Origin of the sequence: Microterricola pindariensis, from assembly GCF_002936985.1 — a bacterium.
Taxonomy (GTDB): Bacteria; Actinomycetota; Actinomycetes; order Actinomycetales; family Microbacteriaceae; genus Microterricola; species Microterricola pindariensis.
The window spans coordinates 1-24,862 of record NZ_MPZN01000034.1 but is presented as its reverse complement, the minus strand read 5'-3'; the positions used below and the strand labels follow the sequence as shown (position 1 = coordinate 24,862).

Sequence of the window (24,862 nt, the reverse complement as noted above, 5' to 3'; positions counted from 1 at the left end):
ATCGCCCTCAGATTGGCAAGAGCGCCTGAACCTGGCCCCTGATCTCGGCGACGATATCGTCGACTGTGGCCTGGGAGTTGAAGGTCGATGCCAGGCTGAGGAACATGATCGCCGAGACGACGTGCGCGAGCGCAGCCGCCCGCCCGGGCTCCACGCGCCTGTCACGCCGCAGCACAGCAGCAATCGCCTCTTCAGTCTGAATCGTGAGCGCGAGAGCGTCCCGATGGTGTGGCTCCTCGGGATCTCCAAAGACAATCTCACGCAGGTAGCTGCGACCGTTCTCAATCTGGGTGCGGTTGCACTCCACCACCGGGCGCACGATCGACATGACGGCCTCAAGCGGATCCGAGAGCGCCTCGGCCGCGGACGCCCCCTCCTCAAGCGCTTTCGCGTAGCCGGCGTTCTGCACGAGGAGAAGCAACTCCCCCTTGCTCTTCGCGTAGACGAACACTGTGCCGGCACCGACATCAGCCTTGTCGGCGATCTCTTGGGTGGTGACGTCGTCAACGCCGCGCTCGGCGAAGAGCTCGCGAGCGGCGGTCGTGATGCGGTCGAGCTTCTCCTGCTTGTTGCGCTCGCGTCGACCGATCGGCTGAGAGGCAACAGACATGGCACACCCTTCGAAATTGACTCTGACCCAACTGAATTCTGGGCTGAGTGGCTCCGCGCAGGCCCGGATGCGCCTCGGCTCATTCTCCCACGGGCCGGGAATGCCAGCGCCTCCTTCCTGGGCGGCGCAGCACCGCTCAGGGGTTGTGAATCACGACTTTGCCGCGGATGCCGCCCGTGGCCAGCATCTGCAGGGCGTGAGGAGTCTCGTCGAAAGAAAACACCCGGCCCACGATCGGGCGAAGGGCACCGGCGTCGACGAGTTTCGTGATCTGGCGCAGCTGCTCGCCGCTGGCGTGCATGAACAGGAATTCGTATGTGACGCCGAGGTTCTTCGCCTGTCTGCGGATCTTGCGGCTGAGTGCAGCGATGGCCAGACGGAGCACCGGGTTCAGTCCGGACTCCCGGGCGAACGACAGATCAGGAGGACCCGAGATGCCAATGGCTTTGCCGCCGGGTCGCAGCACCCGCAGCGACTTCTCGAGGTTCTCCCCGCCCAGACTGTCCAACACGAGATCGTAGCCGCTGAGCTCGTGCTCGAAGTCCTGACTGCGATAGTCAATGACGGTATCGGCTCCGAGTTCGCGCACGAAGTCCGCGTTGGCGGCGCTCGCTGTCGCGGCGACGCTCGCGCCGAGGTGCTTAGCAAGCTGGATCGCGACCCCACCGACCCCACCGGCGCCCGCGTGGATGAGCACCTTCTGCCCCGGCTTCACCGCTCCGCGCTCCACGAGGACCTGCCATGCGGTGAGTGCCACCAGCGGCAGCGATCCAGCCTCGTCCATGCTGATCGACCTCGGCTTCAGCGCGAGCTCGGAATCGGGAATGGCGATGCGCTCGGCGAACGTGCCGATGTGCTTCTTGCCAGGTCGGGCGTACACCTCGTCACCTGCTCTGAACTCGCTCACCTTGTCGCCCACGCGAATCACGGTGCCGGCGACGTCGTGACCGAGTGTGAGCGGCAGTGTGTAGGGCAGGATCTGCTTGAACTCACCCAGGCGAATCTTCTCATCCAGCTGATTCAGCCCAGCGGCCTGCACGCGCACCAGCACATCGTGCTCCCCTACAGAGGGCTCGGCGATGTCCGCAAGATGCAGCGGACCCTTGTACTCGCTGATGACAAAGGCTTTCATGATGCTGGTGTTCCTCCTGGTGCGTAACCGGTGGCCTCAGTAGCGGGACGCGACGCGCGGCGCGCAGGCCTCAGAGTCGGAGGTAGCGACCTCCACATTCTTTCTTGAGTCTACTCAATTTTGAGCGCACTCAATAAACGGGATGCGGATTTCGGCTCCTTGCCGGTGCCACGTCCCTGACGAAGTCGGATGCCAGTTCAGCTGGCTAGGGTTGATTGTGTGCAAGCCGCCGCACCGTGAGCGCCTACAGGAGCAACCAATGCCCACTCTTCCCCAGCCGATACGTGTCGACATTGATATGTGGATCTGCATACGGAACGATGCGGCGCTTCCCAAAGCCTCGATTCAGCGGGTGCACACCCCGGAGGGCGACCGCTATCTCCTTTACAAGTGGGACGTCGACCCGGGCAAGCGTGTACTGAGAGGCATCCACGAGTCTTTGGAGAACGCCAACGCTTTGGTGCTCTTCGATCAACCGCAGAATGCCGCGCCCGGCGCCTCTCCGGCGGACGTGAGTCGACCGCCGCTCAGCGAATCTGAACGGAAGACCCTTGCCGCCATGCGCGGCGCAGGCGCGCTCATCAAACCAGCAACGCAAGAAGCGACGAGGGGTCTGGCCTAACAATAGGCTTGCCGCGATTCCTAGTGTCGCCGTCCTGTCCTCGTCCGGCAGGTCCGCCGCGAAGGCAACACCAATCGGGCTCGCATCATCAGTCACGCAGTAGAGATCGGCAACCCGCAAGCCGGCGTGTGACTCCGCGGAGAAGACCCGGTAGAGCGTATAGATCATGGCCCCGCCGGATAGCGCCTCGCAGCGCTGCTGAAACACCCAACCCGTCGAGGCGACACCAGCTCCGACAAGTTCGTCTATCTTGTCCGACACCTCTTGGAGGCTCTCTTGGACGTCCATGCCGCGCTTTCCAATATCCTTGAGCGCCGTCGTCCGCTGCTCCGATCCCTTCATGACCATTGCACCGCCGGAGCCCTCCGCAACTAGCAGCCATGCAGCGGTCACTGCGCATTCGAGAATCATTCGGACGACAGGGACGACCTCGGCACCCGTGGTGGCGTCATCAAGAATCATCAAGGCACGCGCCATCCGCACAGCGTGGTGCGCATGCGCATGAATCGCTACCGAGCGGGCAGGGCCCAAACCACCCCGGAAATCCCCGCCCGCGCCATCGTCTTTCTCCCGCAGCTTGCACAACGAGTCGATGATGTCGCGGATGGCTGTGTGATCGAGTTGATTCGATGCGGGCGCGAAGGGTTCGGGGTCTGCAGACGTGCTTGCACCCTGCCAGCTCTCGCCCCTCGACCTCGGACTGGGACACACCGAGCGTTGCGTGGGGCGGGAGGGCGACTCCCTCCCACAGCGCTGCTTCTACCGAAGCCGGCACACCCAGCGCCCCAAGCAATCACTTACACCCCACGATACGAGTGAGTAGAACGAGAGATTTGCACCCTGCGATCGTGATCGACCCGCATGGAGCCTGCGACGCGCGTACCGATACGGCGACCCCACTTTGCGTAGGTGCGGGATGTGAGGTCGGATGCGGCATCCAACCAAATCATCGGCGTATTTGTTTGTGCGCAGATTCGAGTGGTCTCGACATTGAGCGTTCGCGCGTGCCTGCCTGTTAGCCGGCGCGCGAACGGGGTCAGGGGCCGTGCCAAGTGAAGGCTGGCGGCGCTCGTCACGAACACTGATGATGCATCCGTGGATTTCAAGGCATGCACCAGCCCTGTCATGTTGCGCCGCCAACTACGGCGACTGGTGAGGCAAAATGCGTCGGTTGTGGCAAGCATGAGCACGATGGAGTCATAGCCTTCAACGTCAATATCGCTGAGGCATTTGCGAGTCGAGCGAGCCGACGCAGCGGGCTGTGCCGCGACAGTCACCACAACTCCGCCCTCGATGTGTCTGGAAAGGTGCCTGGCCAGATGTCCGGCGATTCCCAGCTGGTGGGTCCGCACTCCGAAACCGGCCGCAGGGCCATCACCAATTATGAGGATGCGGGCGGGGTCGGTTCCGGCGATCTTGATCTCGGATGGCCCCGTCGGGTAGCGCCATTCGTGCTGCTCCTGCGTCTTCGCTTTGAACCAGCCCCAAAAAAGCGGACCGAGCACCGTGTGTTGGCACTGCCGCAAACGACCTGAAACCGACTGGCATAGCCGACGTTTGGACGTGTGCACTAGTGTTCGACGACTCTCGGAGGCGATGGGGGAACACCCGTATCCCTCACGATGTGGTCTCTCGCGCTGTTGGCGACTGGCCAATCGATGGCTTCTCAAAGTGGTGGTCCTGCTTCCTCGGGCAGTCACACGGGACGCGAATCCTCCGATTTGAGCGCGTTAAGACAAAAATCTGGGTGTGTTTCGTGTAGTTGTGATTCCTCATTGCTTCCATCTCTCAAGCAAGTTCGCCGCGCGTGACCGGGGCCAGCGTCGGTACATCGTGTGCGTGAAGCGGTCTTGGCGACAGCCCGGCGGGCCCATCGGCGAGATTCAGAGTGCGGTCAAGATCGACGGCACAACCGCCGGTGCTGATGACGGTGCCGAAGTTGGGCGCGCGGTGCGTCGCGTGCGATTGCGGCGCTCGACGGTCCGAGCTGGACGTTTTGCGGATGGGCCGCTCTCCTGGCCAGCCCACAGATACATGCAGATGTCGCCCTGCTTGCTGTCCCTACCGCTCCGAATTCCGCTCCCGCCCCTGCATCGCTGGGTGGGAGCCCGCTCTAGCTCGACCTCCAGAGGTGTCGAAGCGCGCTCCGGAGACGGTGCCACTGGTGGGCTGCTGGCTGGTCCGCCTCACGTCTCGGCTCTGCGCTGGAGGCCAAGACGGACCAATCGCACTCATCGCAAATGCGAATGAAGCGGTGTACCGAAAGGCCCACTCCAAAGAACTCGTTGTCTGCAAGGCGAGTCCGTGCGTGACAATTAGGACACTGGATCATCGCCTCTGTCCTGTTTTTTCGTGTTGGCAACTGGAATCGCTCCTGGCGCTGGGGGGTATCAGGGTTCAGACCGGGCCGACGCAGTCCTCCGTGATGCGTGTCGCAACGGTGTCTTTCCGCATGCGGGGACGCTGTGCCCGATAGTCGGCCAGCGCAGAAGAGCGCCCGATCTGCCATGCAACGGCGCCTTGTCGGGGCCGGAGCGTGTTCATTCCAAAGCTAGAGGCCCGCAGGTGCGCGCGAAATCCGGAAAGCGCGGTGGGAGGGATCCCATTAACGCGAGTCGGAGGGGTAGAGAGCCAACGGAGCTTTCTCTACGTCAGACTCAAGGTATGTCTTTGAGGTCTGTTGAGGTGTTCGGTCGCCATCGCGTCGTCTCTTCCCGAGACCTCGATGTGGCGCGCCAGGCGTTGAGCGAGGTGTACCTGCCAATGGACTTCCCCTCAGCGTCCGCTTCTACGTCACTAGACATGTCCCTGAACGTCGTCAAGGTTGGACGTGTGACTGCCGGCTACTTGCAGTTCGGGGATGCCATGCGAGTTCGAACCGCTGAAGCCGCAAACTACCACGTCGACATACCCGTGGCGGGCAGGGCAAGGATGCAAGCTGGCCGCCGGTACCCCGTGTATGGGACCCGAAAGACGGCCGCAGTTTTCGCACCCGGGCTTCCCGTCGATCTCGACTGCGACAACGACTTCGCCCAGATCGCTCTCATGCTCCCAAAGGCTGGACTGCAGGCCGAGTTGGAGAGCCTTCTTGGACACAACCTCAGGACACCGCTGGAGTTTTCGACGGCCCTGGACCTGGCCTCTGCTCCCGGAGGTACGGTGTTGCAGGCACTCGAACTAGTCGATTCCGCGTCGGACCAAGATGACGGCATGCTCCAGCATCCACTCGCTGCGCACCGCCTTGAACAAGTGTTGATGCTCAGTCTGCTGCTCGCCCAACCGCACAACTACTCCGAACATCTTCACGCCACGCCGCCCCTCGCGGGGACACGTTCGGTGTCTGAGTCGGTGGAGATGATGCGTGCCCGTCCGGCCCACGCGTGGACTGCGGCTGAGCTCGCCTCCGCTTCTTCCACAAGCGTGCGCAGCCTGCAAGAGAACTTCCGCCGTTCACTAGGCACGTCCCCAATGCGGTACCTTCGCGATTTCCGGCTCGAGCGTGTGCACGAAGAGCTCCTAGCCGCTGAGCCCGGTGCCGTCACTGTGACGGAAGTGGCAGCACGTTGGGGATTCGTGCATCACGGCCGCTTCGCTGCCGCATACCGGCAGAGGTTCGCCGAACGCCCATCCGACACCATGAGGAGATGAGTCATCACTGTTGTCGGCTTCGTCGTCGGCCCCACGCTTGGGCACATCGCCCTCGTGCACCTTCGCGGCCCTCCGCACCCAGCGACGAATAATTGCCGCAGGCGAAGATGAGATGCCCCCACCTCAGATTGCTCCTGCCACTTTGGACAAGCGTCAGGTGTCAGCGCATCGCCCGAGGTGTCGGACGCAAAGAGCGCGGTCGCAGATCCGAGCGAATCCTTCGAACGCTGCCGGCCTGCAGTTGGGACTATCGACTTCGCCTCGGATATTCCGAAGGCGCCGCCCTGGACCGGAGTCTAGCGCGGAGTCCCATGCTCACCGACGGCACTTTGGGCCAATTACGGCAACAGAAACCCTGATCAGATCAATTTTACAGTCGGGCGGACGGGACTTGAACCCGTGACCGGCGGATTATGAGCGCGTCCTGGCCCTTCGGCCGTGGCAAACCGCTTTGAACCGCGTCGCTCCCCCACACGCCGCCTTGCCCATACTTTTCGAGGCAGACGGAGACTGTCCAGAGCCCAGCTCGGCGCACCTCGGGGCACCGCAGCAACCCGGCGGCGGAGCGCGGTTAGACGGGATTTGGCCGGGTTCCTTCAGTAGCAAGCGTCAGCACTGAGGTCGCGCACCGCCGGGCCGCGCCCAGAGCCTGCGCTATCGCAGGCGAGCTGAACACGGCCCGGTATGGACTAGCCACCTCTAGTCGCGCATCTGAGATGCTGGCGCTACTTAAACCTCGGCCCAGCACCCTCCCCCGCGGCCGGTACCGCGTTCCCCGCGATCAGCGCTGAAACAGACGCAGGCAGCTTAAGGAGCAGCAGTTCAGCGCGGGAGAACGGAATCACATCTTGATTGTTCGCGAAGACATCAATGAGCACCGGCGTGTAGGTGGGGTCTGACGCGACCAGCCGAAGCACCTCAAGCAGCCGCTCGCGAACAAAGAAGCGGTTGTGACTCGACCCCAGTCGCAGAAGGCGAACGATGATGACGCGTCGAACCTCGATGTCGTCGCCCGCGACGAAGGCATCGCGAAGGAATCTCGCAATTGTGTCCGTGAAAGACCACGGGTGTCGACCGGCCGCGAACCTATCGAAGGCGAGGATCGCAGCGCGAAAGGCGTCAGGTTCAAGTGTTGCGAGCTGCTCAAGCACAGGCGCAGGAATGAAGACCACTTCCTGCAGGTTGACGATTGGATCTCCGGAGTGGAGCATGAGCAGCTGCGCCAGCTCAGCCACCTTCGTCGAATCGCCAGCGTTGACGAGCTCCGCAAGCTCACGCACCGAGCCAGTGCTCTCCGGCCCCTTGGGCTCGTCGCGCGTGATTGCCTGGAACTGTCGCGACATGTCGATTGCCGACGCGTGGCGTTTGTCGGATGAAACCTGCATGGCAGTGGTGAGGAAATACCGGTACCTGCCGGGGATCAGGTCCATGTCGACGCCAAGGAAAGCGACCTTGCCCGTGAGCATCTCGTAGAAGAGCCTGCCGAGTGCGTAGATATCCGCACGAGCATCAGCAGAGTGCCCGTCAGCAAGCTGCTCTGGCGCCGAGTAGGCAAAAGTGCCCATCCCGAAATTGGTCTTGGTGAGCTTGGTACTCTCCGAGTCCCAACGGCGTCCGAGCCCAAAATCACTCAGTCGTGGCTCTCCATCAAGAATGAGCACGTTCGCGGGCTTGATGTCGCGGTGCAATACCTGCTCGGAATGAGCGTAGACAACTGCGTCCAATATCTTCCGGAACAGCTCGACTGCTTGGTCTTCAGGTATTCCGTCAGGGTGCGCTCCGATCAATTCGCTGAGAGAGCTTTCCGCTAGCGGCATTACGAAGTATGGATCGGCATCCGAGAAATCGGCCGCGAGAATAGGCATGATTCCGGGATGCCGGAGCGTTGACTGGCAAGAAATCTCTCGCTCAAATCGCCTCATTTGCTCATCGGTAGGTTCGCTCCCCTCCGAAGTGCGAATGTACTTGAGCGCTACCTCCGTCCCCTCAACATCGCGGCCACGCCAAACACAGCCTTGCCCACCCTGCTCGATCTGTACGTCTCTTATGTATGTTGCCATGTTCAACATGCTGGCAGCTGAGGACCGACGGGCATCGCCAGTTGAGCCCGATACCTGGCCCCAGAAAGGGGCAAGGGTGCAATCCAACTTCGGTAATCTCAGACGCTTGCCCCCAAAGCGGGGTCAGATACGCTCTCAGCATGGACCTCGAGGAGATCGGCACTCCAAATTGTGAGAAATGCTTGCTCCCGCTGGAGTTGCGTGGGAGCCCTGCGAGACCCTTTTGGCAGTGCCCCGAATGCGGTCTAGCCCGCTTCGTCTAGCACTGCGTCGCCTCAGCCCGCTGGGTGGGGATTCAGGCCAAAGCCATCTAAGGGCACACCTCCGACCCGTGAGACCGTAGGTGGCCACCTCCGCACCGCCCTGTGACGTTTGCGCTGCACTAGCCCGACATCCCGGAGCGCGGCTCGGCTCGGGCAGGCCCCCTGAGTACCAGTAGTTTGCGCCGTCCAATGCACTCGTCCAACCTCGTTGAAACCGACCGGCGTACCGCTCGCCAGCGCCGCGACAACCGAACGCGGTAGCCTTAATTCAGTTGAGAATCTCTCACCTATTTTTAAGGAGGCAAATATGGGCGAACGCGGACCTGCAGCCGCAGGACTCGTCGAGCTTCGCACGTCCGTGACGCCTGAGATCGACCGTGCGCTTGCGCACATGGTTCAGCTCTCGGGTGTTTCGAAATCAACGCTGGTGCGCGAGGCGCTCGCACTTCACCTCGTCCTGATGGGCGCGATGGCCCCGGCTGCCGGCGACAACATTCACCCGATGCGCACCGGGGGCCGTGGGCTCGCTGCGCTCAGAAATAAGGAGAACCACTAATGGACATCAAGATCCCGCCGCTGTCGGCGTACCCCGCTGGCATCGGTCCGAACATCGCAAAGCAGGTCCAGTCGGCGCGTGAACTCTACCGAGCACGCATTGAGGCCGTGCGCGCCGAGCTGCGCGCATCGGAGGAGGCCTTCGCAGACGGATTCGCACGTGCTGACGTCGCATCCAACGCACGCGACCGCGTCGCAGCCCTCGCAAAGACCAACCGCCAGGCAACCCGCCGCGGCTAACGAAAGGACATGACTATGAGCCTCGCAACACAGCCCAACCCGCACGAAGTCCGCGTGCTCGCACGCGTGCAGAAGTACGACAACCGCGCGGTTGAAGATCAGACGATCAGAGAGGTGGACGAAGCGGTCTTTGAGCGTGTCCGCACCCATGAGCGAGAGCTCGTGGAGATCGCTCATGAGTTCTTGACCGACAAGAAGGTTCATGTCGAAGCCACGCATGACATCGTCACCAGCATGCGTGATGAAGTTCGCGTGCCGCTTACAAAGGGCGCTCTCCCGACGGCGGCAATGGCGGATCGCTACGAACAGCTCCGCGGGTATGCCGAACTCGCAATCAGCGAACTCGAGCGCGCCGACGAAGAGGCTGCGTGGCTGGCCGGCCGGGCTAACGACCCGTACGCCGCGTACATCGCACTCATGGAGAAGTGGCCGACTGTTCGACCGCTTCTGGTCTACTAACGAACAACACCCCAGCGCAGGAGACGCGCTGGGGTGTGGCCCAACCGGAAGGCAAAACATTGACTACGTTCAACCTTAACTCGCCGGGCACCCTGCCCGCCTACTGGGATGCGTCAGCAACGCTCCCGTTTCAGCAAGTGGAGATACCCTCCCCGTTGCATTCACCTACCCGCTGGCTGTCACCGACCGAGCGGGCGACCGTGAAGATCAGCGCTCCGACACCTGACGAAGTGCGTCCCGGCTTCTCGATCCTGCACGAGGCGGCGGTACGTCTGAGCACGTTCCAGACCCGCGGAATCCTGCCTTACGCATCTGGTCACTGGGTGGCTGATGCGCTCCAGCGTGTGTTCTGGTCAAGCCACCCCGGTCGCCACGCACGCCGGGGTTGGTCGCTCCTCGCAGTCCTCGATGAATCCGAGCTGGGCGTTGAAATCTGGATCAGCGGCGAGACCCTGGACCCCGCTGGTCCGTTCCGCAGAATGCGCCTCCGCGCACGAATTGCAGAACTCGAAACTGCACCTTTTCGTCGTCCGCGATAGCGCTCCGAGCGGCACCGAGGCGAGATCAGGTAGCCTTGAACTGTACCGAGCGCAACCGAGCTGGTTCATGAACCATCATGACTCGAATGTGTGCAGAAGTACCCACAACTGAATAGCGAAAGAGGAAGGACCTCGCAGTGACGACCACCCGATAGGGAGGTTGGAGCCGCAGAGGTCTTTTTTGTTGCCCCTGACGGTTCCGGCCTCGCGCCAACCGTAAGGAGCACGAAAATGAAGACCCCCAAGAAGAAGCAGCCGACGACCCACCGTTGGTACGACTATGCCGAAGCCGCCGCCTATCTCGGAATGTCGGAGCGCCAGCTGCGTCGCCTCACGCCGTCCGGCCAGATCGGGTTCACTCGTCTTGGCGGGCTGCGCGTGTTCTTCTCGCAGGCGCAGCTGGACGAGTACATCGCCGCCTGCACCGTAGCCCCGCGCCGCTAGAACGGCGACGGTGCTTTGAATACTCAAGAACTCCCGCCGAACCTCGCTCACTTCCTGGATCGGGTAGACAGTACTGCGGCTGCGCTTAACAAGAGAACGATTCTCTCCCGTGGCGTCGGGCTCCAGCACACCGTTACTTGCCCGGCGCACGACGACAATCGACCTTCCCTTTCGGTGGGCTGGGAGGGCGGGAGGATCCTTCTCCATTGCCAGACTGGCTGCACCAACGAGGACGTTCTCTCGGCCCTCGATCTGACTTGGTCGTCGCTGGAACAGAAACGTACAGAGGTCGCGATCTATCCCTACGAGGATGAAAACGGCACAACCCTGTATGAAGTCGTTCGCTACGATCCCAAGGACTTTCGGCAGCGTCGGCCCGATCCCCAGAATCCGCGCAAGAGCATCTGGAACCTCAGCGGGATCAGGCCTGTGCCGTTCAATCTGCCCCAGCTGACCGAAGCGTTGGCCACTGGAGAGGACGTCTACATCGTGGAAGGCGAGAAAGACGTTCTGGCGCTTTGGGGTGCAGAGGGAGCAATCGCCACGTGCAATCACGGCGGTGCAGGCAAATGGACGGATTCGCACTCGGAGTATTTCCGGGGTAGCGCAAGTCGTGTCGTCATCATTGCTGATCGTGATGCAGCTGGCTACAAGCACGCCCTGAACGTCCACAATTCTCTGCGCAATGTTGCAGGGGTCAAGGCGCACTTGGCACTCTCTTCGGTGGGGAAGGACGCCGCCGATCACGTTAAAGATCACAGCCTCAATTCTTTGATGGAATCGTCGCCCTCAGACATTGAAACGCTTCGCTCCGCCAGTGAAGAAATCGCGAAGAACGCCGCGTTCGAGAAGGCGGGTTCTTCCGGAAGCTCGCAGAATTCTTCGGTGCCCGACAGGTTGATCCTTCGCGCGGCCTCAACTATTCGTTCACGTCGGCAGAAGTTTCTCTGGAAGAACAGGATCCCGCTCGGCGCGTTGTCCTTGTTCGCAGGTCGTGGAGGCGTCGGGAAATCCTCGTTCGCCATCTGGCTTGCTGTTGAGGCCCAGAATGGGCGACTCGAAGGCGACCTTCTTGGCGAGTCCGTCTCAGTCCTTTACGTCAGCGTCGAAGACAACTGGGAGACGCAGATGATCCCTCGGCTTTCTGCAGCTGGCGCCAAGATGGATACGTTCTACAAGGTCGCCATCGGGTATAGCACCGACGAGTCCACCGGCGAGAGGATTCCGAGCCTTCCTGAGCACTCACATTTGATCTTGCAGGCGATTGAGGAATCAGGCGCGAAGCTCGTGATCCTTGACCCGATCACCTCAACCATTCAGGGCGACGACCACAAGCGCGATGTCGTCCGGGCGGTGCTCGACCCTCTCACTCAGATCGCTGGAGAGACCGATGCGGTCATCGTCGGCATCATGCACTTCAACAAGGGAGTCGGAAACGCCTCAGACAAGCTCTCCGGCTCTCATGCGTATCGAGATGCTGCGAGGTCCGTGTTCTTGTTTGCTCGCGACGAGGACGAAGACCATGTCGTGATGTCCCAGGACAAAGGCAACTATGCGGAAGTCGGCGACTTGTCTCTCGCCTACCGCCTAATGGACACCGCTGTGAACTTCGATGACGGGGACGTCGGCCACGTTGCCCGCGTCGAGATCATCGGTGACACCAATGTGTCGGTTGCTCAGATCATCAACCGGCCGCAGGGCGAGCACAACGAGGCCACAGCGTGGATCTCACGTTTCATGACTGAGAACGGAGGACGAGTTCCTTCCGCTGAGGTGATCGCGTCTGGCAAGGAGGCGGGATTCTCCGAGTCAGCGCTCAAACGTGCCCGTGATCGCGTTCGGCCGAAGATTGTAAGCAGAAAGATCGGTATGGGCGGTTGGGTCTGGGTTTACGAAGAAATCGCCCTTCCCGAAGAAATCCCCGCAATCACTGAAGAACCCGACTTTTCGCACACAGAGTCCTTCGCGATTTCTTCGGGCGAGCGCACGTTCAAACGCCCGTTTAGGGCAGACCGGTTTCCTACTTGAGCGACACTCAGCCGTCGCCTTGACAGCACACCCTGAATCAAGGCAGCCAAGCCGCGTTCTGCCGAAGTACCGAACAGGAGAGTTGAGATGGAAAACCTGATACACACGAAGACCCTATGCAAGGCCCGAAGGCGGAACGGAACGCCGTGTGGGAACCCTCCGATGAACGGCAGCACGGTCTGCCGGATGCACGGCGGAGCAGCCCCGCAGGTACGGCGGCGCGCGCAGCAGCGGCTAGACGAAGCCAGCGACATTGCGGTGCTTCACATCCTGAAGATCATGCGCGATGACTCGGTGCCGGCCAACGTGCGGCTTGCCGCTGCCAAGGATGTGCTCGACCGTTCCAGCATCGTGGGCAAGCAGCACCTGTCCGTTGAGGTGGAGGTGAAGCCGTGGGAGGAGCACATGAGCGAGGTCATCGTGCAGTACAGCTCCACCCACGACCCGAACATTGAAGATGCGGTAATCGTGGACGAACCGGCCGCGATCGAGGCCGCGCACGACGAACGCACCCGGCAGAACGAACGCACCCGCGCACTGCGGAAACGCCGTGGCGTGCCCACCGCTCTTCCGTCTGAGCAGTCTCTGCCTTCCTCTTCGGCTGCAACGCCCCGTCGGGCGCGCCCGGTGGCCGCCGATCAGGACGCTCCGGCGTGGTTTGACCCCGAACCGAAGGCCGGTCTGCGTCGGCAGAACCCGGCTCGCTGACAGGCAGGCCCAGGGATGGCACATACGCGCGAGAAGTAGCCGAGTCGGTAAGCGGGTCTGAGCTTGCGATTCCTACGGCCTTACGCGGAGGTTTCTGGGGGCGAGTAGTGAAAATCCTGAGAGTAGGGTTCGCTTCCCTCTCAGGCGTAAGGCGCTTACGGACGTTTCCGCCTCAGACATCGGAAGAAGGAACACATGAACGTCATTGGATATGTCAGAGTCTCGACCGAGGATCAGGAGCGCTCGGGCCTTGGGGTTGAAGCGCAGACTGCGGCCATCCTGTCCGAGTGCGAGCGCCGAGGCTGGTCGGTAGAAGTACTCAGCGATCTGGGCGCCAGTGGCAAGCACGTGAACCCTCAGCTGCGACGCGCGGTTGACCTTCTCGGCAGCGGCCAGTTTGACGGGCTGGTCGTCTCGAAGCTCGACCGCCTCGCGCGCTCTGTACGCCACGCATCAGCGATCATTGACGACGCGCAGCGGCAGGGATGGAACCTCATCGTGATCGACAACGCCATTGACCTCACCACGGCAGGCGGCCGCGCGATGGCAAACATGTTCATCACCTTCGCCGAGTACGAACGCGAATTGATCTCGTCGCGCACGAAGGACGCACTCGCAGCGCGGAAAGCACGCGGCTTAGACAACGGACGGAAGACTGCAATCCCCGCAGGGCTGCTGCGCCGGATTGTCCTGTCTCGCGACGCGGGGGCCAGCTTCGGACGCATCGCCCGCGAACTGACCACGGAGGGATTCCTCTCCCCGACGGGACTGCCGGACTGGCACGAGTCCACCATCCGTCGCGCGTACACGACGGCCAAGCGCAAGGAGCAGGTGGCGTAATGGCTCATATCCGCGAAGTGAAACGCGCTAGCAGGGTCGCATATGAAGTGCACTGGCGGCAGGGCACGACCAAGAAACAGCGCACCTTCTCCGTCAAACGACAGGCGGAACGGCACGCGCTCAAGGTCGAGTCAGAAATCGCCCAGGGAAACAGCACTGAGCCTCTGGTGAAGAACTCCAAGACGTTCAAGGAGGTAGCGGAGGCGAGCCTCGCCGCGAGCAAGGGCAAGCTCAAGCCGCGCACCTACGACGGCTACGTGCAGATGTACGCGCGGCATGTGTACCCCGAATTCGGAAGCCGCCGCATCGGCAGCATCACCAGCGCGGACATTGAAAAGTGGGTAGCTAAGTTGGCCGCGACACCGACCGCGCGCGCAAAGACGCCGCTCCACCCGAGCACGATCAAGCACGCATTCGTCGCCACGAACAAGGTGTTCCGCTATGCGATCAAGCACCGGCTCATCAGCCACAACCCGGCGACGGGAACCGATCTGCCGAGCGTGCAACTCGCGCAGAGCTTCAATCCGGTGTTCCTCTCCCCCGATGAGATTGAGGCGCTGGCAGCTGAGCTGGACGCCAACGCGCCGGATGGCCTGTTCGTACGGCTCGCCGCGTTCACCGGGCTACGCAGCGGAGAGATTCAGGCGTTGCAGATTCGGGACGTGAATCTGCTTCGGCGACAGCTTGAAGTGCGACGCACGCTTTTCCGCACGAAGGACGGCATGACGGAGGGCACACCGAAGTCCGAGAAGTCCACCCGCTCCGTTCCGTTGCGCCGTGAACTCGTCGCGCTGCTCACTGCGTATCTCGCAGCGCATCCCAACGCCGGTGACCCCACCGCACCCCTGTGGCCGGGCAGGAACTACGGCGGCTATGGCGCATGGCGCGGAGGGTTGGACTGGACCAAGCGCATGGACTACGACAGCTTCTATCGTCAGCGTTTCCGCCCCGCAGCCAAGAAAATCGGTCAGCCTGACCTGCGGTTTCATGACCTCCGCCACACCGCAGCGTCCCTGTTCGCAGCTTCAGGGATGCCGCTTGCGCGGGTAGCCCGAATTCTTGGACACGCCGATACCGCAACGACGTACAGGGTGTATCTGCATTTTTTCCCCGACGACTTCGCGGCCGACATGGACAGGCTTGACGCCTACCTCACGCCGATGAACAACAAAGGCACTCCGCCGGTGAAGTCAACCACTGTCACGATCTATGCTGATGGGGCTTGAGAAAGCTGACTTTCAAGTTCTATTTTCGAGACGCCCTCTTTCTCAAGCAGAGGATTCAGGAATTCAGTGATTCCTTGCATGATGATGATCAGATCGTCGGTTGCGATGCGAAGGTCATTTCCGTCCAGTTTCCTGTCGACTGGGACGAAGACAAATTTCAGCGCCGGATCAACAATCGCGAACTGAGTGAATCGAGGATCAGGGACATCTGCCATGCGACGCGTCGTGTCCACCGTGCACGAGTAGACCGACGCTATTTCGAGCGTGTGGTCGTGCTTGTCTCGATTGCTAAGTTCCGCCAATCGAGCTGACCACGCGACATTACGGAATGGCTGTACATCCGCCACCGCGGCCTTCTCCTCGTTGGTGAGTCCCCGAAGGTCGGAGCGTCTGCGGTTCGGCCACGAATCTGCGGTCTTGCAGAACGGGAACATCGTGCCGCTCGGTCGTTCGCCACGCCCGCGCCATGCAAGTTGATAAACCGCTGAATCAAGCGCTGCACGAAAGTGGAATACCGCCTCACTCGCCAAGGCTGAAGCCTCCGGGCGTGTGTTGAAAAACTCGTCGGAGAGCTCCCCGATTTCTAGGTCCGTTTGTCCATCCCAGGTTCCGACCTGCGGATAACCCGTCCACGACGAGGCAGTCTTTGCGAGCAGTGTTTGAAGTTCATGAAAGCGTCGTGCCCCCTGCATAAACCTTGAAGCTGCCCACCAGAGGGTTGGACTCTCAGCTCCGCCCCCCGGAAGGATCTGGAGGTCGAATCGTTCAATCTGATCAACTGCCATCATTCCCCCAAACTCCTGCCGTGCCAGATTGAACAGACTCTACCTTGGACGGGTTTCGGACGGGATTGAGCTGGCCTCGATTCGAGTTGCCGGCTCTCCTTCCCAGTGTTTACTTGGTAGGGCGGACGGGACTTGAACCCGTGACCGGCGGATTATGAGTCCGATGCTCTAACCAGCTGAGCTACCGCCCCGTGCGCCTGCCGCCATCCGGCCAGAAGATCAGTCTTCTGCGGATGCGGCGGAGGCGACGTTGGTGACCGGATCGGTCACCGGCTCCCCACGATACAGGCTCTCGAAGGTGCTGATCGTCCGCTGGATGTCGTGCACGACGATGCGCTCGAGCGACTCCTGCTTCATGGCGGTGAGCTCATCCGGGGCCATCTCGAGCACGGCGCGGAGCTTCGCGGCGAGGTCGGCCGGGTTGCTCGGCTCGAACAGGAAACCGTTGTGGCCGTCGGCGACGAGGTGCGGCAGCGCCATCGCGTTGGCGGCGACGATCGGCAGCCCAGAGGCCATGGCTTCCATGGTCGCGATGCTCTGCAGCTCGGCGATCGACGGCATGGCGAAGACGGTGGCCGCCGTGTACTCGGCGCGCAGCTCCTCCTCGGTGACGTAGCCGCGGAAGACGACGCGGTCGGCGAGGCCCAGGCCGTCGGCCAGGTGCTGCAGGTTGCGCATCTGGTCGCCGCCGCCGACGATGTGCAGCCTGGTGTCCAGCTCTGGCGGGAGCAGGCTGATCGCCTTGAGCAGCACGTCGATCTGCTTCTCACCGGTGACACGTCCGACGAAGAGCACCGTGTTGCCGGTGCGCGGCTCGAAGTTCGGGGTGTACTCGTGGGCGTCGATACCGCACGAGATCGCGTGCACGTTCTCGAGCCCGGTGTACTGCTCGAGGAACTGGGCGGCCCTGGCGGTCGGCGTCGTGACGGACTCCGCGCGGCCGAAGGTGCGCTTGGCGGCCTTCCAGGCCAGGCCGATGGCCCATTCCTGCCAGGCCTTGGGCAGCAGCGTGAACTCGAGCAGGTTCTCGGGCATGAAGTGGTTGGTTCCGACGATGCGGATGCCGCGCTTCTCGGCCTCGATGGTGAGGCCGCGCCCGACGATGATGTGCGACTGGAAGTGCACGACATCCGGCTTGACCAGGTCGAGCACCCGGGCGCTGTTCTGCCGGATCCGCCACGGCAGCGCGAAGCGCAGCCAGTCGTGCGGATACCAGCGCCAGCTGTACAGCCGGTGCGCCATCATCTTCTGGCCCTCGTGCACCTCTTCCCAGCTGCCGTGCTTGCGGGAGGCGGCCGGAGCCATGATGTGCACCTCGTGGCCGCGGGCGACGAGGCCGGCGGCAAGCCGCTCGGCGAAGCGTGCGGCACCGTTCACATCGGGGGCGAAGGTGTCGGCGCCGATCAGCACACGCAATGGCTTCTGCGCGGACTGCGCGCCGTCCGCGGGGGCGGCGGGAGACGAGCCTGGCGTTTCAGTCAAGTGGAAGGTTCCCTCACGGTGATGGGCCGGGAAATGTCGTCCGGCGAAAAGTCAATGGGCCGCGGTGAAGCGGGATTGGTGCCCCCAGTCTAAACCGGGTCGGCTGTGACCCTACCAAATAGTGCCCGGAGCGTCGCAACTGGGCATGTGTTCAGGATTTGGTCTGCGGGTGGTGCTTGGCCAGCAGGAAGACGCCCCAGATCGCGATCGCCCCGGCGACCACGAAGCCGATGTTGGCCCAGAACGGGGCCTGTGAGGCCTCGTCCAGCACGAAGATGCCGATCGCGACCGCCACCAGGGGGTCGACGACGGTGAGGCCGGCGATGACCAGGTCTGGCGGGCCGGACGAGTACGCGTTCTGCACGAAGTAGGCGCCGAGGGCGGCCGCGGCGAGCAGCGCGACCACGCACACGAGGGTGAGCCACTCGAAGTTCTGGTGCTGGATCCGGTTGATGATCACCTTGGCGAGGGTGGCGACGAAGCCGTACAGGACGCCGGCGCCGAGGATGTAGAACAGCGCCTTGAACCGGTTGCGCAGCGTCGCGAACGCCACGACGAAGGCGACGAGCACGATGGCGAGGATCACCAGAATCGTCACCAGGTCCTCATCCGTCACCGGCTTGTCGACCGCGGTGAACGCGGCGATCGTCACGAACAGGGCGACGCCGCCGACGCACATGCAGATGGCGATGATGGAGGCCCGGTTCAGCGCCACCCTGCTGATGCGCGCGTTGACGATGGCCGTCAGCACCAGAGCGACCGCGCCGAGCGGCTGCACGACGATGATCGGGGCCAGCGAGAGGCTGGAGAGCTGCAGAACGACGGCGAAGCCCAGCATGAGCGTGCCGATGACCCAGGAGGGGCGAGCGAGCAGCAGCATGAGCTGCTGGATGTTCAGCCCGCTCCCACCGGTCTCCTGCGTGTTGCGCTCGACCTTGACGACGCCCCGGTGCTGGAACTGCGCGCCAAGCGAGAGGAAGACAGCCCCGATGAGCGCCAGCACGATACCGAAGACGACCTTCGGGTCTTGCGGGATCAGTTCCTCGGCGAGGTCAACGATTTCGAAGGGCACCCCACGACACTAACGTGAACGGCCCGATATTCTGTGAACATGGCCGTTCTTCCCATCCGGATCTCCGGAGACCCCGTGCTGCACTCCCCCGCAGCCCCCGTGACCGTTTTCGACGACGAGCTGCGCACCCTCGTCGCCGACATGTTCGAGACGATGGATGCCGCCCCCGGCGTCGGCCTCGCCGGGCCACAGGTGGGTGTGCCGCTGCGCCTGTTCACCTTCACCTGGGTCGAGGACGACGGCACGAAGTGGCGCGACGTCGCGATCAACCCCGAGCTCTGGCTGAGCCCGCTCACCGTCGGCCCCACCGACGAGGACGAGGAGTCGGAGGGCTGCCTGTCCTTCCCCGGCGAGCGTTTCCCGCTGCGCCGCGCCGAGCGCGCCATCCTGCGCGCGACGAACCTCGAGGGCGAGCGGTACGAGATCGTCGCGGAGGGCTGGCTGGCCCGCATCTTCCAGCACGAGTACGACCACCTGGATGGCCTGCTCTACGTCGACCGCGTCGAGGAGGGCTACCAGCGCCTGATCGGCAAGATCACCCGCAAGCGCGGCTGGGGCGTTCCCGGCAACTCCTGGATGCCCGGCGTCGACGACCTCGACGACTAGGGCGCGGCGCGCTCAGAGGAGGGCGCGGATGCCGGCCGCCACCAGCGCTGCGGCGATCACCACGACGATGAACGGCGCCCGCAGGGCGAGCAGCCCCGCGGCCACGATCACGGCCGGCACCCGCGCGTCGAGCACGACCTCCTGCCCGTGCGCGAACGTCTGCACGCCGATCAGGGCTGCCAGCAGCGCGACGGTGAGCAGCTCGGCGATCCTGGAGACCGCCGGGTTCTGCAGCACCCGCGGCGGCACCAGGTAGCCCGCCATCTTCATCGCCACACAGGCGATGGAGGCGGCGATCACGATCTGCCACATGGTCATGCCCGCTCCTCCCGCCCGAGCCAGTTGAAGGCGCCGACGATGACGGCGACGAGCGCGGCGACAAGCACCGGCAGCCCGGGCATGAGCACGGGCGTCAGCATGGTGGCGACCAGCGCCGCGGCAACGGCGACGGCGCTGGCCTGCACGCGCTTCAGGCGCGGCCAGAGCAGGGCGAGGAAGGCGGCGGCGGCCGCCGCGTCCAGGCCGTAGACGCGCGGGTCGCCGAGGGCGTCGCCGATCAGGGCGCCGATCAGGGTGGTCAGGTTCCAGCCGACGAAGATGACGGCCGCGGTCACCCAGAAGCCGACCCGGCGCAGGTGCGCGGTCGGCTGGGCGAGGGCGACGGCCGTCGACTCGTCGATCGTGCCCCAGGCCGCGGCGAGCCTCGTCCACCAGCGGCCGCCCAACACGGAGGCCATCCGCATGCCGTAGATCGCGTTGCGGCTGCCGAGCAGCGCGGCGCTGGCGATCGCGGTGGGCCCGGCCGCGACACCGCCGGAGGCGAGCACGCCGACGAGGGCGTACTGCGAGCCGCCGGTGAACATGACGAGGCTGAGGAAGCAGGCCTGCCAGACGTCGAGGCCGGCGGCGACGGCCAGCGCGCCGAAGGAGATGCCGTAGGCCGCCGTCGCGATCCCGACCGCCCAGGCCTCGCGCACGACGACGGCACGCGCGGCGCGCTCATCGAGGGCTTCTGCCTGAGCTGTGGTCATCGAGACAGATTAACGCTGTGCACCCCGTTGTGGAAGCGCAGAGCCGGGAAGATGACGGAGACGGAGAAACCGACGCCGGGAACGGTGCGGGCCTGGAACACTCCGCCGTACAGTTCGGCGCGCTGCTTCATCTGGGTGAGCCCCGCGCCGGTGAGGTTCGCGGTGAGCGCGTGCAGGTCGTCGTCGATCGTGTACGCCGTGTCGCGGTTGATGCCGTCGGCGTCGAGGCCGGCGCGCCGGGCCTTGGCACGGATGCCGTCATCGTCCACGAGCAGCTGCAGGCCGTCGCGGGTCCAGCTGAAGCTGACCTTGGCCTCGGTGCCGGTGCCGCCGTGGGTGAGCGCATTGGCCAGCGCGCCCTGCAGGATGCGGAAGATGGCCAGCTCCGCGCCGGGCTTCAGCTCGTAGCGCTCCCCCGACTCGTCGAAGACGATGGTGAGCCCGGCGTCCCGCATCACGCGGAACAGGTCGCGGGCAGACTGCAGGCCGGGCTGGCGCGAGGAGACGGACTCGCCCTCGCGGGCCACGGTGAGCACGCGGCGCATGTCGCCGACGGCCTCGCGGCCGGACTCGACGAGGGCGCTGACGACGCGGGAGGCCGAGCTCGGGTCGCTCTCGACCGTGTACTTGGCGCCCTCGGCCTGGGTGATCAGCCTGGACACGTTGAGCACGGCGACATCCTGCAGCTCCCGCACGATGCCGAGCCGACCGGTCTGCTCGGCCAGCGAGAGCTCCAGGTCGATGCGGGTGCGCTCGGCGCTGATCCAGTCGCGGTCGGTGCGGCGCAGCCGTCGTGCGGCGCGCAGCCAGAGCCAGAGCAGTACCGCCAGGACGAGGAGCAGAACCCCGGCCGCGATGATCAGTACCGTCGGCGCCGATTCGCCCTGTAGCCATTCGGCCATGTGTGTTGCCTCCGCTTTCGTGCGGGCAGAACGCCGTGCTGCCCGCACTCGACTTTAGCGGCTGCGGGCTACTCCGGCGGCCGGTTCGCGCGCAACACCTCCAGCCGGGCCCGGTACTCGGTCTCGTCGATGTCGCCGCGGGCGAAGCGCTCGGAGAGCGTCTGCTCTGCGGCCTGACTGCCCGCCCAGCCGCGTGGGCCGTGCGGCCCGTAGCCGCGGCCGGCCGCGCGCCAGCGCCGCCCGAAGATGGCGAAGAGCACGACGAACAGGAGGATCCAGAAGAACGGGATGAAGAAGAAGAACCAGCCGGGGAACCCCCAGCCCGCGCCGGGGTAGACGACGTGCAGGGCGGGCGAGGTGAGCAGGGCGGTGATCATGAGACTCCAATCAGCGGCGGTGGCGCGGCCGTATCCGGCCACAACCCCAGCCTCGCCGCGTCGGCGGCCCCGCACATCCGCCCGCCGGCGTCACCTCGGCTACTCCCCCGGGGGTAGCCGACCTGCGGGGCGGCGCTAGTTCCAGCCGGGGCGCACCAGCCCGGTCTCGTACGCCGTCACGACGAGGTGCACCCTGTCCCGGGCGCCGAGCTTGCTCATCATTCGCGACACGTGGGTCTTCGCCGTCAGCGGGCTGAGCACGAGCTCCGCGGCGATCTCGTCGTTGCTGAGCCCGCGGCCGACGAGGGCGAGCACCTCGCGCTCCCGCTCGGTCAGCAGCGCCAGCTGGTCCGAGTGCGGGGCCTCTTTGAGGCCGGATGCCATCCGCGCCAGCAGCCGGCGGGTGACCCCCGGCGAGAGCAGCGCATCGCCGGCGGCCACCACGCGCACCGCGCGGATGAGCTCGACGGGCTCGGTGTCCTTGACCAGGAAGCCGCTGGCCCCGGCCCGGATAGCCTCGGCCACGTAGTCGTCGAGTTCGAAGGTGGTGACCACCACCACGTGGGTGTGGGCGAGGCTCGGGTCGGCCGTGATCTCGCCCGTGGCCCACAGGCCGTCGCCGTCCGGCATCCGGATGTCCATCAGCACCACGTCGGGCCGGGTGCGGCGCACCCCGTCGAGGGCCGCACGGCCGCTCGCCGCCTCCCCGACGACCTCGAAGTCGGCCTCGGACTCCAGCAGCGCACGGAACCCGCCCCGCACGAGCGCCTGGTCGTCGGCGAGGAAGATCCGGGTCACGACTCCGCCCCCGGTGTGGCCGGGAGCCGTAACACGACCCGGAAGCCGCCGCCCGGCTGCCAGCCCGCCTCGAGCGTGCCGCCGACGAGGGCGGCCCGCTCGCGCATGCCGAGCAGCCCGCGCCCCTCCACGAGCGTTGCGTCGGCCGGGGTTGCCCCGTCATCCCGAACCGTGACGGTGCAGATTCCGCCGTCGAGCGCGAAGTCGACGCCGGCGCGCCTCGACGTGGAGTGCCTGCTCACATTGGTCAACGCCTCCTGCACGACGCGGTAGACAGTGAGCTCGGCCAGCTGGGGCAGGCCCTCCGGCGCCGTCCCCGTGACCTCGACCGACAGGCCGTCGACCGCGAAGGAGTCGAGCAGGGCGCGCAGGCGCTCCAGCTGGGGTTGCGGGGTGCGCCGCTCGGACTCCGGCTCGTCGACGGCGCCGCGCAGGAAGCCGAGCACGCCGCGCACCTCCTCGAGTGCCGCCTTGCTGGTCTGCTTAATATTCGCCAGGGCCTCTGCCGCCTTCTCCGGCTGCTCGTCTATCAGGTGCAGGCCGACGCCGGCCTGCACGTTGATCGAGGAGAGGGAGTGGGCCAGCACGTCGTGCAGCTCGCGGGCGATGCGCACCCGTTCGCGCTCCGCCTCGCCCTGGCGGCGACGGGCTGCCTCCGCCCGGTACTCGAGGAAGCGCTCGCGCCGGTTGCGGGCCGCCTCGCCGATGCCGACGAGCACGCTGAGCACCAGGAGCACGACGAGCGGGCGCACCAGCTCGCGCGGGCTCGGCGCGACAACGAAACCCAGCACGAGGGCCAGCAGCAGCGCCCCGCCCACGGTCGCCCAGACCCACACCCTGGCACCCTGTGCGGTCGCGCCGACCACGGCGAAGGCCAGTGGCAGGGCCACGATCACGGGCAGCGTGGTGAGCGCGACGGCCGGCAGCGTGAGCAGCGCGATCAGGACGAGCGTGGACCCCGGGTGGCGGCGGAGCCAGAGCAGTGCGACGGAGGAGAGCATCGCGGCCGCCACCGCGGCGATGTCGCCGGGCCGGCCGCCTCCGGTCAGCGCAAACAGCCCGACGATCAGTTGCACCAGCAGCGCGATGACCACCGGAATCCAGCGCAGGCTCCGCGGCGGGCCGCCCCAGGCGTTGACCCGTGCGTTCTCGACCTCTGCCCGCATCATGGAGAAAGCGTAGCGAGGCTTCCTGCGCGACGGAGCAAAAACACCGGGGCACAAAAAAGGCCACCAGGGGTGGAGCCCGTGGTGGCCTTTCGCTCCCCGACTTGGACTCGAACCAAGAACCTGTCGGTTAACAGCCGACTGCTCTGCCAATTGAGCTATCGAGGATTAGGGAGGTGCTGCACTGCTTGTGTTTCTGTTGCTGCGGTGTTGATCGCTGCGTAGCTACTTTAGCAAAGGATTCGGATCTACCAAATCCGGCGCACCCGGGTGTGTCGCGCCGCCCGGGCCGCCACGCCGCTCAGTAGCCGCGTTCGGGGTCGACGATGCCCACAAATCGGGCGTCGCCGAGGAATGCCCGCACGTTCAGCCGAATCCGCTCGGCCAGCAACGGCGCCGTCATCGTCGGTGTGTCGGCCATGTGCGGCGTGACGATCACATTGGGCGCGCTCCACAACGGATGCCCGTCCGGCAATGGCTCAGGCGAGGTGACGTCGACGGCCGCACCGGCGATGGTGCCCCGGTGCAGCGCGTGCACGAGGGCGTCCGTCTCGACGAGCCCGCCGCGGGCCACGTTCACGAAATATGCCGTCTCGGGCATGAGCGCGAACTCGCGCGCCCCGAACAGGCCGCGGGTGGAGCCGGTGAGCGCGGCGGCGACGACGACGAGGTCGGCCTCCGGCAGCACGTCGTGGAGCGCCTCGTTGGACACCGTGACGTCCGCCCCCGGCAGCGGCTCGGCGCTGCGGCGCACCACGGTGACGTGGGCGCGGAAGGCCTGCAGCAGCCGGAGCAGCTCGATGGCGATGCCGCCCGCCCCGACGATGACGACCCGCAGGCCGTAGAGCGAGACGCCGTCCGGCCGGTCGTCCCACGAGGTGGCCCGGATCCGGCGCGGCAGGAAGCGGGCCAGGGCGAGGCTGAGCGCCAGCGCGTGCTCGGCGACGGGCTGCGCGTAGGCGCCCTTGGCGCTGGTCCAGAGCAGGCCGTCCCTGTGCTCGCTGCGCATCACCTCGGCGAAGGCGTCGACACCGGCCCAGGGCAGCTGCACCCAGCCGATCTGCGGGTTCGCCCGCAGCACCCCGGCCAGCTCCCCCGCCCGCCGGTAGTCGAGCCAGACCACGCCGCGGGTGTCGGCCGAGAGTGGCGCGACGGTGCCTCCGCCGGATTCGACGGCGGCCACGAAGACGGGGTCCGGTTCGGGCAGCACGGCGATCGGGCCGGGCGCCGGGCGCGCGGAGGCGGCGATGACGGTCGCGGGTTCGGCGA

At 64.7% G+C, this 24,862-nt stretch carries 26 protein-coding genes and 2 tRNA genes; 11 read left to right on the top strand and 17 right to left on the bottom strand.

The window, feature by feature from the left end:
- Positions 1-7: 7 nt before the first annotated feature.
- The 4 genes from GY24_RS10935 to GY24_RS17520 all read right to left on the bottom strand — a co-directional run bounded on the left by GY24_RS10935 (position 8) and on the right by GY24_RS17520 (position 3,869).
- Complete coding sequence (locus tag GY24_RS10935; protein WP_104475663.1) at positions 8-610, bottom strand: TetR/AcrR family transcriptional regulator; 603 nt, start codon at positions 608-610, stop codon at positions 8-10.
- Between the two features lie 136 nt (positions 611-746).
- Positions 747-1,742, bottom strand: a complete 996-nt coding sequence (locus GY24_RS10930; RefSeq protein ID WP_104475661.1) for an NADP-dependent oxidoreductase — start codon at positions 1,740-1,742, stop codon at positions 747-749.
- A 244-nt stretch (positions 1,743-1,986) separates the two neighbouring features.
- Complete coding sequence (locus GY24_RS10925; RefSeq protein WP_133161177.1) at positions 1,987-2,826, bottom strand: hypothetical protein; 840 nt, start codon at positions 2,824-2,826, stop codon at positions 1,987-1,989.
- 335 nt (positions 2,827-3,161) lie between these two features.
- Positions 3,162-3,869, bottom strand: a complete 708-nt coding sequence (locus GY24_RS17520) for an SGNH/GDSL hydrolase family protein (RefSeq protein ID WP_133161176.1) — start codon at positions 3,867-3,869, stop codon at positions 3,162-3,164.
- A 1,159-nt stretch (positions 3,870-5,028) separates the two neighbouring features.
- On the opposite strand from GY24_RS17520, the gene GY24_RS10920 reads away from it, so the two are divergent.
- Complete coding sequence (locus tag GY24_RS10920; protein WP_104475657.1) at positions 5,029-6,012, top strand: AraC family transcriptional regulator; 984 nt, start codon at positions 5,029-5,031, stop codon at positions 6,010-6,012.
- Between the two features lie 725 nt (positions 6,013-6,737).
- On the opposite strand, the gene GY24_RS10915 is transcribed toward GY24_RS10920, so the two are convergent.
- Positions 6,738-8,072, bottom strand: a complete 1,335-nt coding sequence (locus GY24_RS10915; protein WP_161498725.1) for a serine/threonine-protein kinase — start codon at positions 8,070-8,072, stop codon at positions 6,738-6,740.
- 570 nt (positions 8,073-8,642) lie between these two features.
- Between GY24_RS10915 and GY24_RS10910 the strand changes: the two genes are divergently transcribed.
- From GY24_RS10910 to GY24_RS10875, 9 genes are all read left to right on the top strand, one after another.
- On the top strand, positions 8,643-8,891 hold the full coding sequence (locus GY24_RS10910; RefSeq protein WP_104475653.1) for a ribbon-helix-helix protein, CopG family: 249 nt from the start codon (positions 8,643-8,645) through the stop codon (positions 8,889-8,891).
- Complete coding sequence (locus GY24_RS10905) at positions 8,891-9,130, top strand: hypothetical protein (RefSeq protein WP_104475652.1); 240 nt, start codon at positions 8,891-8,893, stop codon at positions 9,128-9,130. The genes GY24_RS10910 and GY24_RS10905 overlap by 1 nt, the downstream gene beginning before the upstream one ends.
- 15 nt (positions 9,131-9,145) lie before the next feature.
- A complete protein-coding gene (locus tag GY24_RS10900) occupies positions 9,146-9,589 on the top strand; it encodes a hypothetical protein (RefSeq protein ID WP_133161175.1) in 444 nt (147 codons plus the stop codon).
- 59 nt (positions 9,590-9,648) lie between these two features.
- Entirely contained in the window at positions 9,649-10,128 is a 480-nt protein-coding gene (locus GY24_RS17515) for a hypothetical protein (protein WP_133161174.1), read from the top strand.
- Between the two features lie 231 nt (positions 10,129-10,359).
- Positions 10,360-10,572, top strand: coding sequence for a helix-turn-helix domain-containing protein (locus tag GY24_RS10895; protein WP_104475650.1), 213 nt, complete (start codon positions 10,360-10,362; stop codon positions 10,570-10,572).
- Between the two features lie 15 nt (positions 10,573-10,587).
- Entirely contained in the window at positions 10,588-12,600 is a 2,013-nt protein-coding gene (locus GY24_RS17510) for an AAA family ATPase (RefSeq protein ID WP_133161173.1), read from the top strand.
- A gap of 87 nt (positions 12,601-12,687) precedes the next feature.
- Positions 12,688-13,308, top strand: a complete 621-nt coding sequence (locus GY24_RS10885; RefSeq protein ID WP_324778401.1) for an HGGxSTG domain-containing protein — start codon at positions 12,688-12,690, stop codon at positions 13,306-13,308.
- Positions 13,309-13,503: 195 nt separating this feature from the next.
- Positions 13,504-14,148: a recombinase family protein gene (locus tag GY24_RS10880; protein WP_104475647.1), complete on the top strand. Its 645-nt coding sequence runs from the start codon at positions 13,504-13,506 to the stop codon at positions 14,146-14,148.
- A complete protein-coding gene (locus GY24_RS10875; protein WP_104475646.1) occupies positions 14,148-15,374 on the top strand; it encodes a tyrosine-type recombinase/integrase in 1,227 nt (408 codons plus the stop codon). Before GY24_RS10880 ends, GY24_RS10875 begins: the two co-directional genes overlap by 1 nt.
- Here GY24_RS10875 and GY24_RS17505 read toward each other — a convergent pair.
- From GY24_RS17505 to GY24_RS10860, 4 genes are all read right to left on the bottom strand, one after another.
- A complete protein-coding gene (locus tag GY24_RS17505; protein WP_133161171.1) occupies positions 15,356-16,162 on the bottom strand; it encodes a hypothetical protein in 807 nt (268 codons plus the stop codon). The two genes, GY24_RS10875 and GY24_RS17505, sit on opposite strands and share 19 nt — an antisense overlap.
- Positions 16,163-16,273: 111 nt before the next feature.
- A tRNA-Ile gene (locus GY24_RS10870) sits at positions 16,274-16,350 on the bottom strand.
- Between the two features lie 28 nt (positions 16,351-16,378).
- Entirely contained in the window at positions 16,379-17,641 is a 1,263-nt protein-coding gene (locus tag GY24_RS10865; RefSeq protein ID WP_233279316.1) for a glycosyltransferase, read from the bottom strand.
- Between the two features lie 151 nt (positions 17,642-17,792).
- Positions 17,793-18,713, bottom strand: coding sequence for a DMT family transporter (locus GY24_RS10860; protein ID WP_193953564.1), 921 nt, complete (start codon positions 18,711-18,713; stop codon positions 17,793-17,795).
- 39 nt (positions 18,714-18,752) lie between these two features.
- Here GY24_RS10860 and def point away from each other — a divergent pair, with 39 nt between their 5' ends.
- Complete coding sequence (gene def / locus GY24_RS10855) at positions 18,753-19,319, top strand: peptide deformylase (RefSeq protein ID WP_083364147.1); 567 nt, start codon at positions 18,753-18,755, stop codon at positions 19,317-19,319.
- A gap of 12 nt (positions 19,320-19,331) precedes the next feature.
- On the opposite strand, the gene GY24_RS10850 is transcribed toward def, so the two are convergent.
- From GY24_RS10850 to GY24_RS10815, 8 genes are all read right to left on the bottom strand, one after another.
- The gene (locus tag GY24_RS10850; protein ID WP_104475645.1) at positions 19,332-19,637 is read right to left on the bottom strand and encodes an AzlD domain-containing protein; all 306 of its coding nucleotides are present in this window, start codon (positions 19,635-19,637) and stop codon (positions 19,332-19,334) included.
- Positions 19,634-20,350 (bottom strand): AzlC family ABC transporter permease, encoded by a 717-nt coding sequence (locus GY24_RS10845; protein WP_104475644.1) that lies wholly within the window; start codon positions 20,348-20,350, stop codon positions 19,634-19,636. Before GY24_RS10845 ends, GY24_RS10850 begins: the two co-directional genes overlap by 4 nt.
- Positions 20,347-21,252 carry a sensor histidine kinase gene (locus GY24_RS10840; protein WP_104475643.1) on the bottom strand — a complete coding sequence of 302 codons (906 nt, stop codon included), beginning with the start codon at positions 21,250-21,252 and terminating at the stop codon, positions 20,347-20,349. Before GY24_RS10840 ends, GY24_RS10845 begins: the two co-directional genes overlap by 4 nt.
- 68 nt (positions 21,253-21,320) lie before the next feature.
- Positions 21,321-21,671 carry an SHOCT domain-containing protein gene (locus GY24_RS10835; protein WP_233279315.1) on the bottom strand — a complete coding sequence of 117 codons (351 nt, stop codon included), beginning with the start codon at positions 21,669-21,671 and terminating at the stop codon, positions 21,321-21,323.
- A gap of 93 nt (positions 21,672-21,764) precedes the next feature.
- Complete coding sequence (locus GY24_RS10830; protein ID WP_104475641.1) at positions 21,765-22,427, bottom strand: response regulator; 663 nt, start codon at positions 22,425-22,427, stop codon at positions 21,765-21,767.
- Positions 22,424-23,596, bottom strand: coding sequence for a sensor histidine kinase (locus tag GY24_RS10825; protein WP_104475640.1), 1,173 nt, complete (start codon positions 23,594-23,596; stop codon positions 22,424-22,426). The genes GY24_RS10830 and GY24_RS10825 overlap by 4 nt, the downstream gene beginning before the upstream one ends.
- Before the next feature lie 92 nt (positions 23,597-23,688).
- Positions 23,689-23,761, bottom strand: a tRNA-Asn gene (locus GY24_RS10820).
- Positions 23,762-23,894: 133 nt separating this feature from the next.
- Positions 23,895-24,803 (bottom strand): D-isomer specific 2-hydroxyacid dehydrogenase family protein, encoded by a 909-nt coding sequence (locus GY24_RS10815; protein ID WP_104475686.1) that lies wholly within the window; start codon positions 24,801-24,803, stop codon positions 23,895-23,897.
- Between the last annotated feature and the right edge of the window lie 59 nt (positions 24,804-24,862).

What these genes read in the sequence shown, in the direction of transcription:
- GY24_RS10935 (WP_104475663.1), bottom strand. Translation starts at nt 610, where the DNA reads ATGTCTGTTGCCTCTCAGCCGATCGGTCGACGCGAGCGCAACAAGCAG.
- GY24_RS10930 (WP_104475661.1), bottom strand. Translation starts at nt 1,742, where the DNA reads ATGAAAGCCTTTGTCATCAGCGAGTACAAGGGTCCGCTGCATCTTGCG.
- GY24_RS10925 (WP_133161177.1), bottom strand. Translation starts at nt 2,826, where the DNA reads ATGATTCTTGATGACGCCACCACGGGTGCCGAGGTCGTCCCTGTCGTC.
- GY24_RS10920 (WP_104475657.1), top strand. Translation starts at nt 5,029, where the DNA reads ATGTCTTTGAGGTCTGTTGAGGTGTTCGGTCGCCATCGCGTCGTCTCT.
- GY24_RS10915 (WP_161498725.1), bottom strand. Translation starts at nt 8,072, where the DNA reads ATGGCAACATACATAAGAGACGTACAGATCGAGCAGGGTGGGCAAGGC.
- GY24_RS10910 (WP_104475653.1), top strand. Translation starts at nt 8,643, where the DNA reads ATGGGCGAACGCGGACCTGCAGCCGCAGGACTCGTCGAGCTTCGCACG.
- GY24_RS10905 (WP_104475652.1), top strand. Translation starts at nt 8,891, where the DNA reads ATGGACATCAAGATCCCGCCGCTGTCGGCGTACCCCGCTGGCATCGGT.
- GY24_RS10900 (WP_133161175.1), top strand. Translation starts at nt 9,146, where the DNA reads ATGAGCCTCGCAACACAGCCCAACCCGCACGAAGTCCGCGTGCTCGCA.
- GY24_RS10895 (WP_104475650.1), top strand. Translation starts at nt 10,360, where the DNA reads ATGAAGACCCCCAAGAAGAAGCAGCCGACGACCCACCGTTGGTACGAC.
- GY24_RS10885 (WP_324778401.1), top strand. Translation starts at nt 12,688, where the DNA reads ATGGAAAACCTGATACACACGAAGACCCTATGCAAGGCCCGAAGGCGG.
- GY24_RS10880 (WP_104475647.1), top strand. Translation starts at nt 13,504, where the DNA reads ATGAACGTCATTGGATATGTCAGAGTCTCGACCGAGGATCAGGAGCGC.
- GY24_RS10875 (WP_104475646.1), top strand. Translation starts at nt 14,148, where the DNA reads ATGGCTCATATCCGCGAAGTGAAACGCGCTAGCAGGGTCGCATATGAA.
- GY24_RS17505 (WP_133161171.1), bottom strand. Translation starts at nt 16,162, where the DNA reads ATGATGGCAGTTGATCAGATTGAACGATTCGACCTCCAGATCCTTCCG.
- def (WP_083364147.1), top strand. Translation starts at nt 18,753, where the DNA reads ATGGCCGTTCTTCCCATCCGGATCTCCGGAGACCCCGTGCTGCACTCC.
- GY24_RS10850 (WP_104475645.1), bottom strand. Translation starts at nt 19,637, where the DNA reads ATGACCATGTGGCAGATCGTGATCGCCGCCTCCATCGCCTGTGTGGCG.
- GY24_RS10845 (WP_104475644.1), bottom strand. Translation starts at nt 20,350, where the DNA reads ATGACCACAGCTCAGGCAGAAGCCCTCGATGAGCGCGCCGCGCGTGCC.
- GY24_RS10840 (WP_104475643.1), bottom strand. Translation starts at nt 21,252, where the DNA reads ATGGCCGAATGGCTACAGGGCGAATCGGCGCCGACGGTACTGATCATC.
- GY24_RS10825 (WP_104475640.1), bottom strand. Translation starts at nt 23,596, where the DNA reads ATGATGCGGGCAGAGGTCGAGAACGCACGGGTCAACGCCTGGGGCGGC.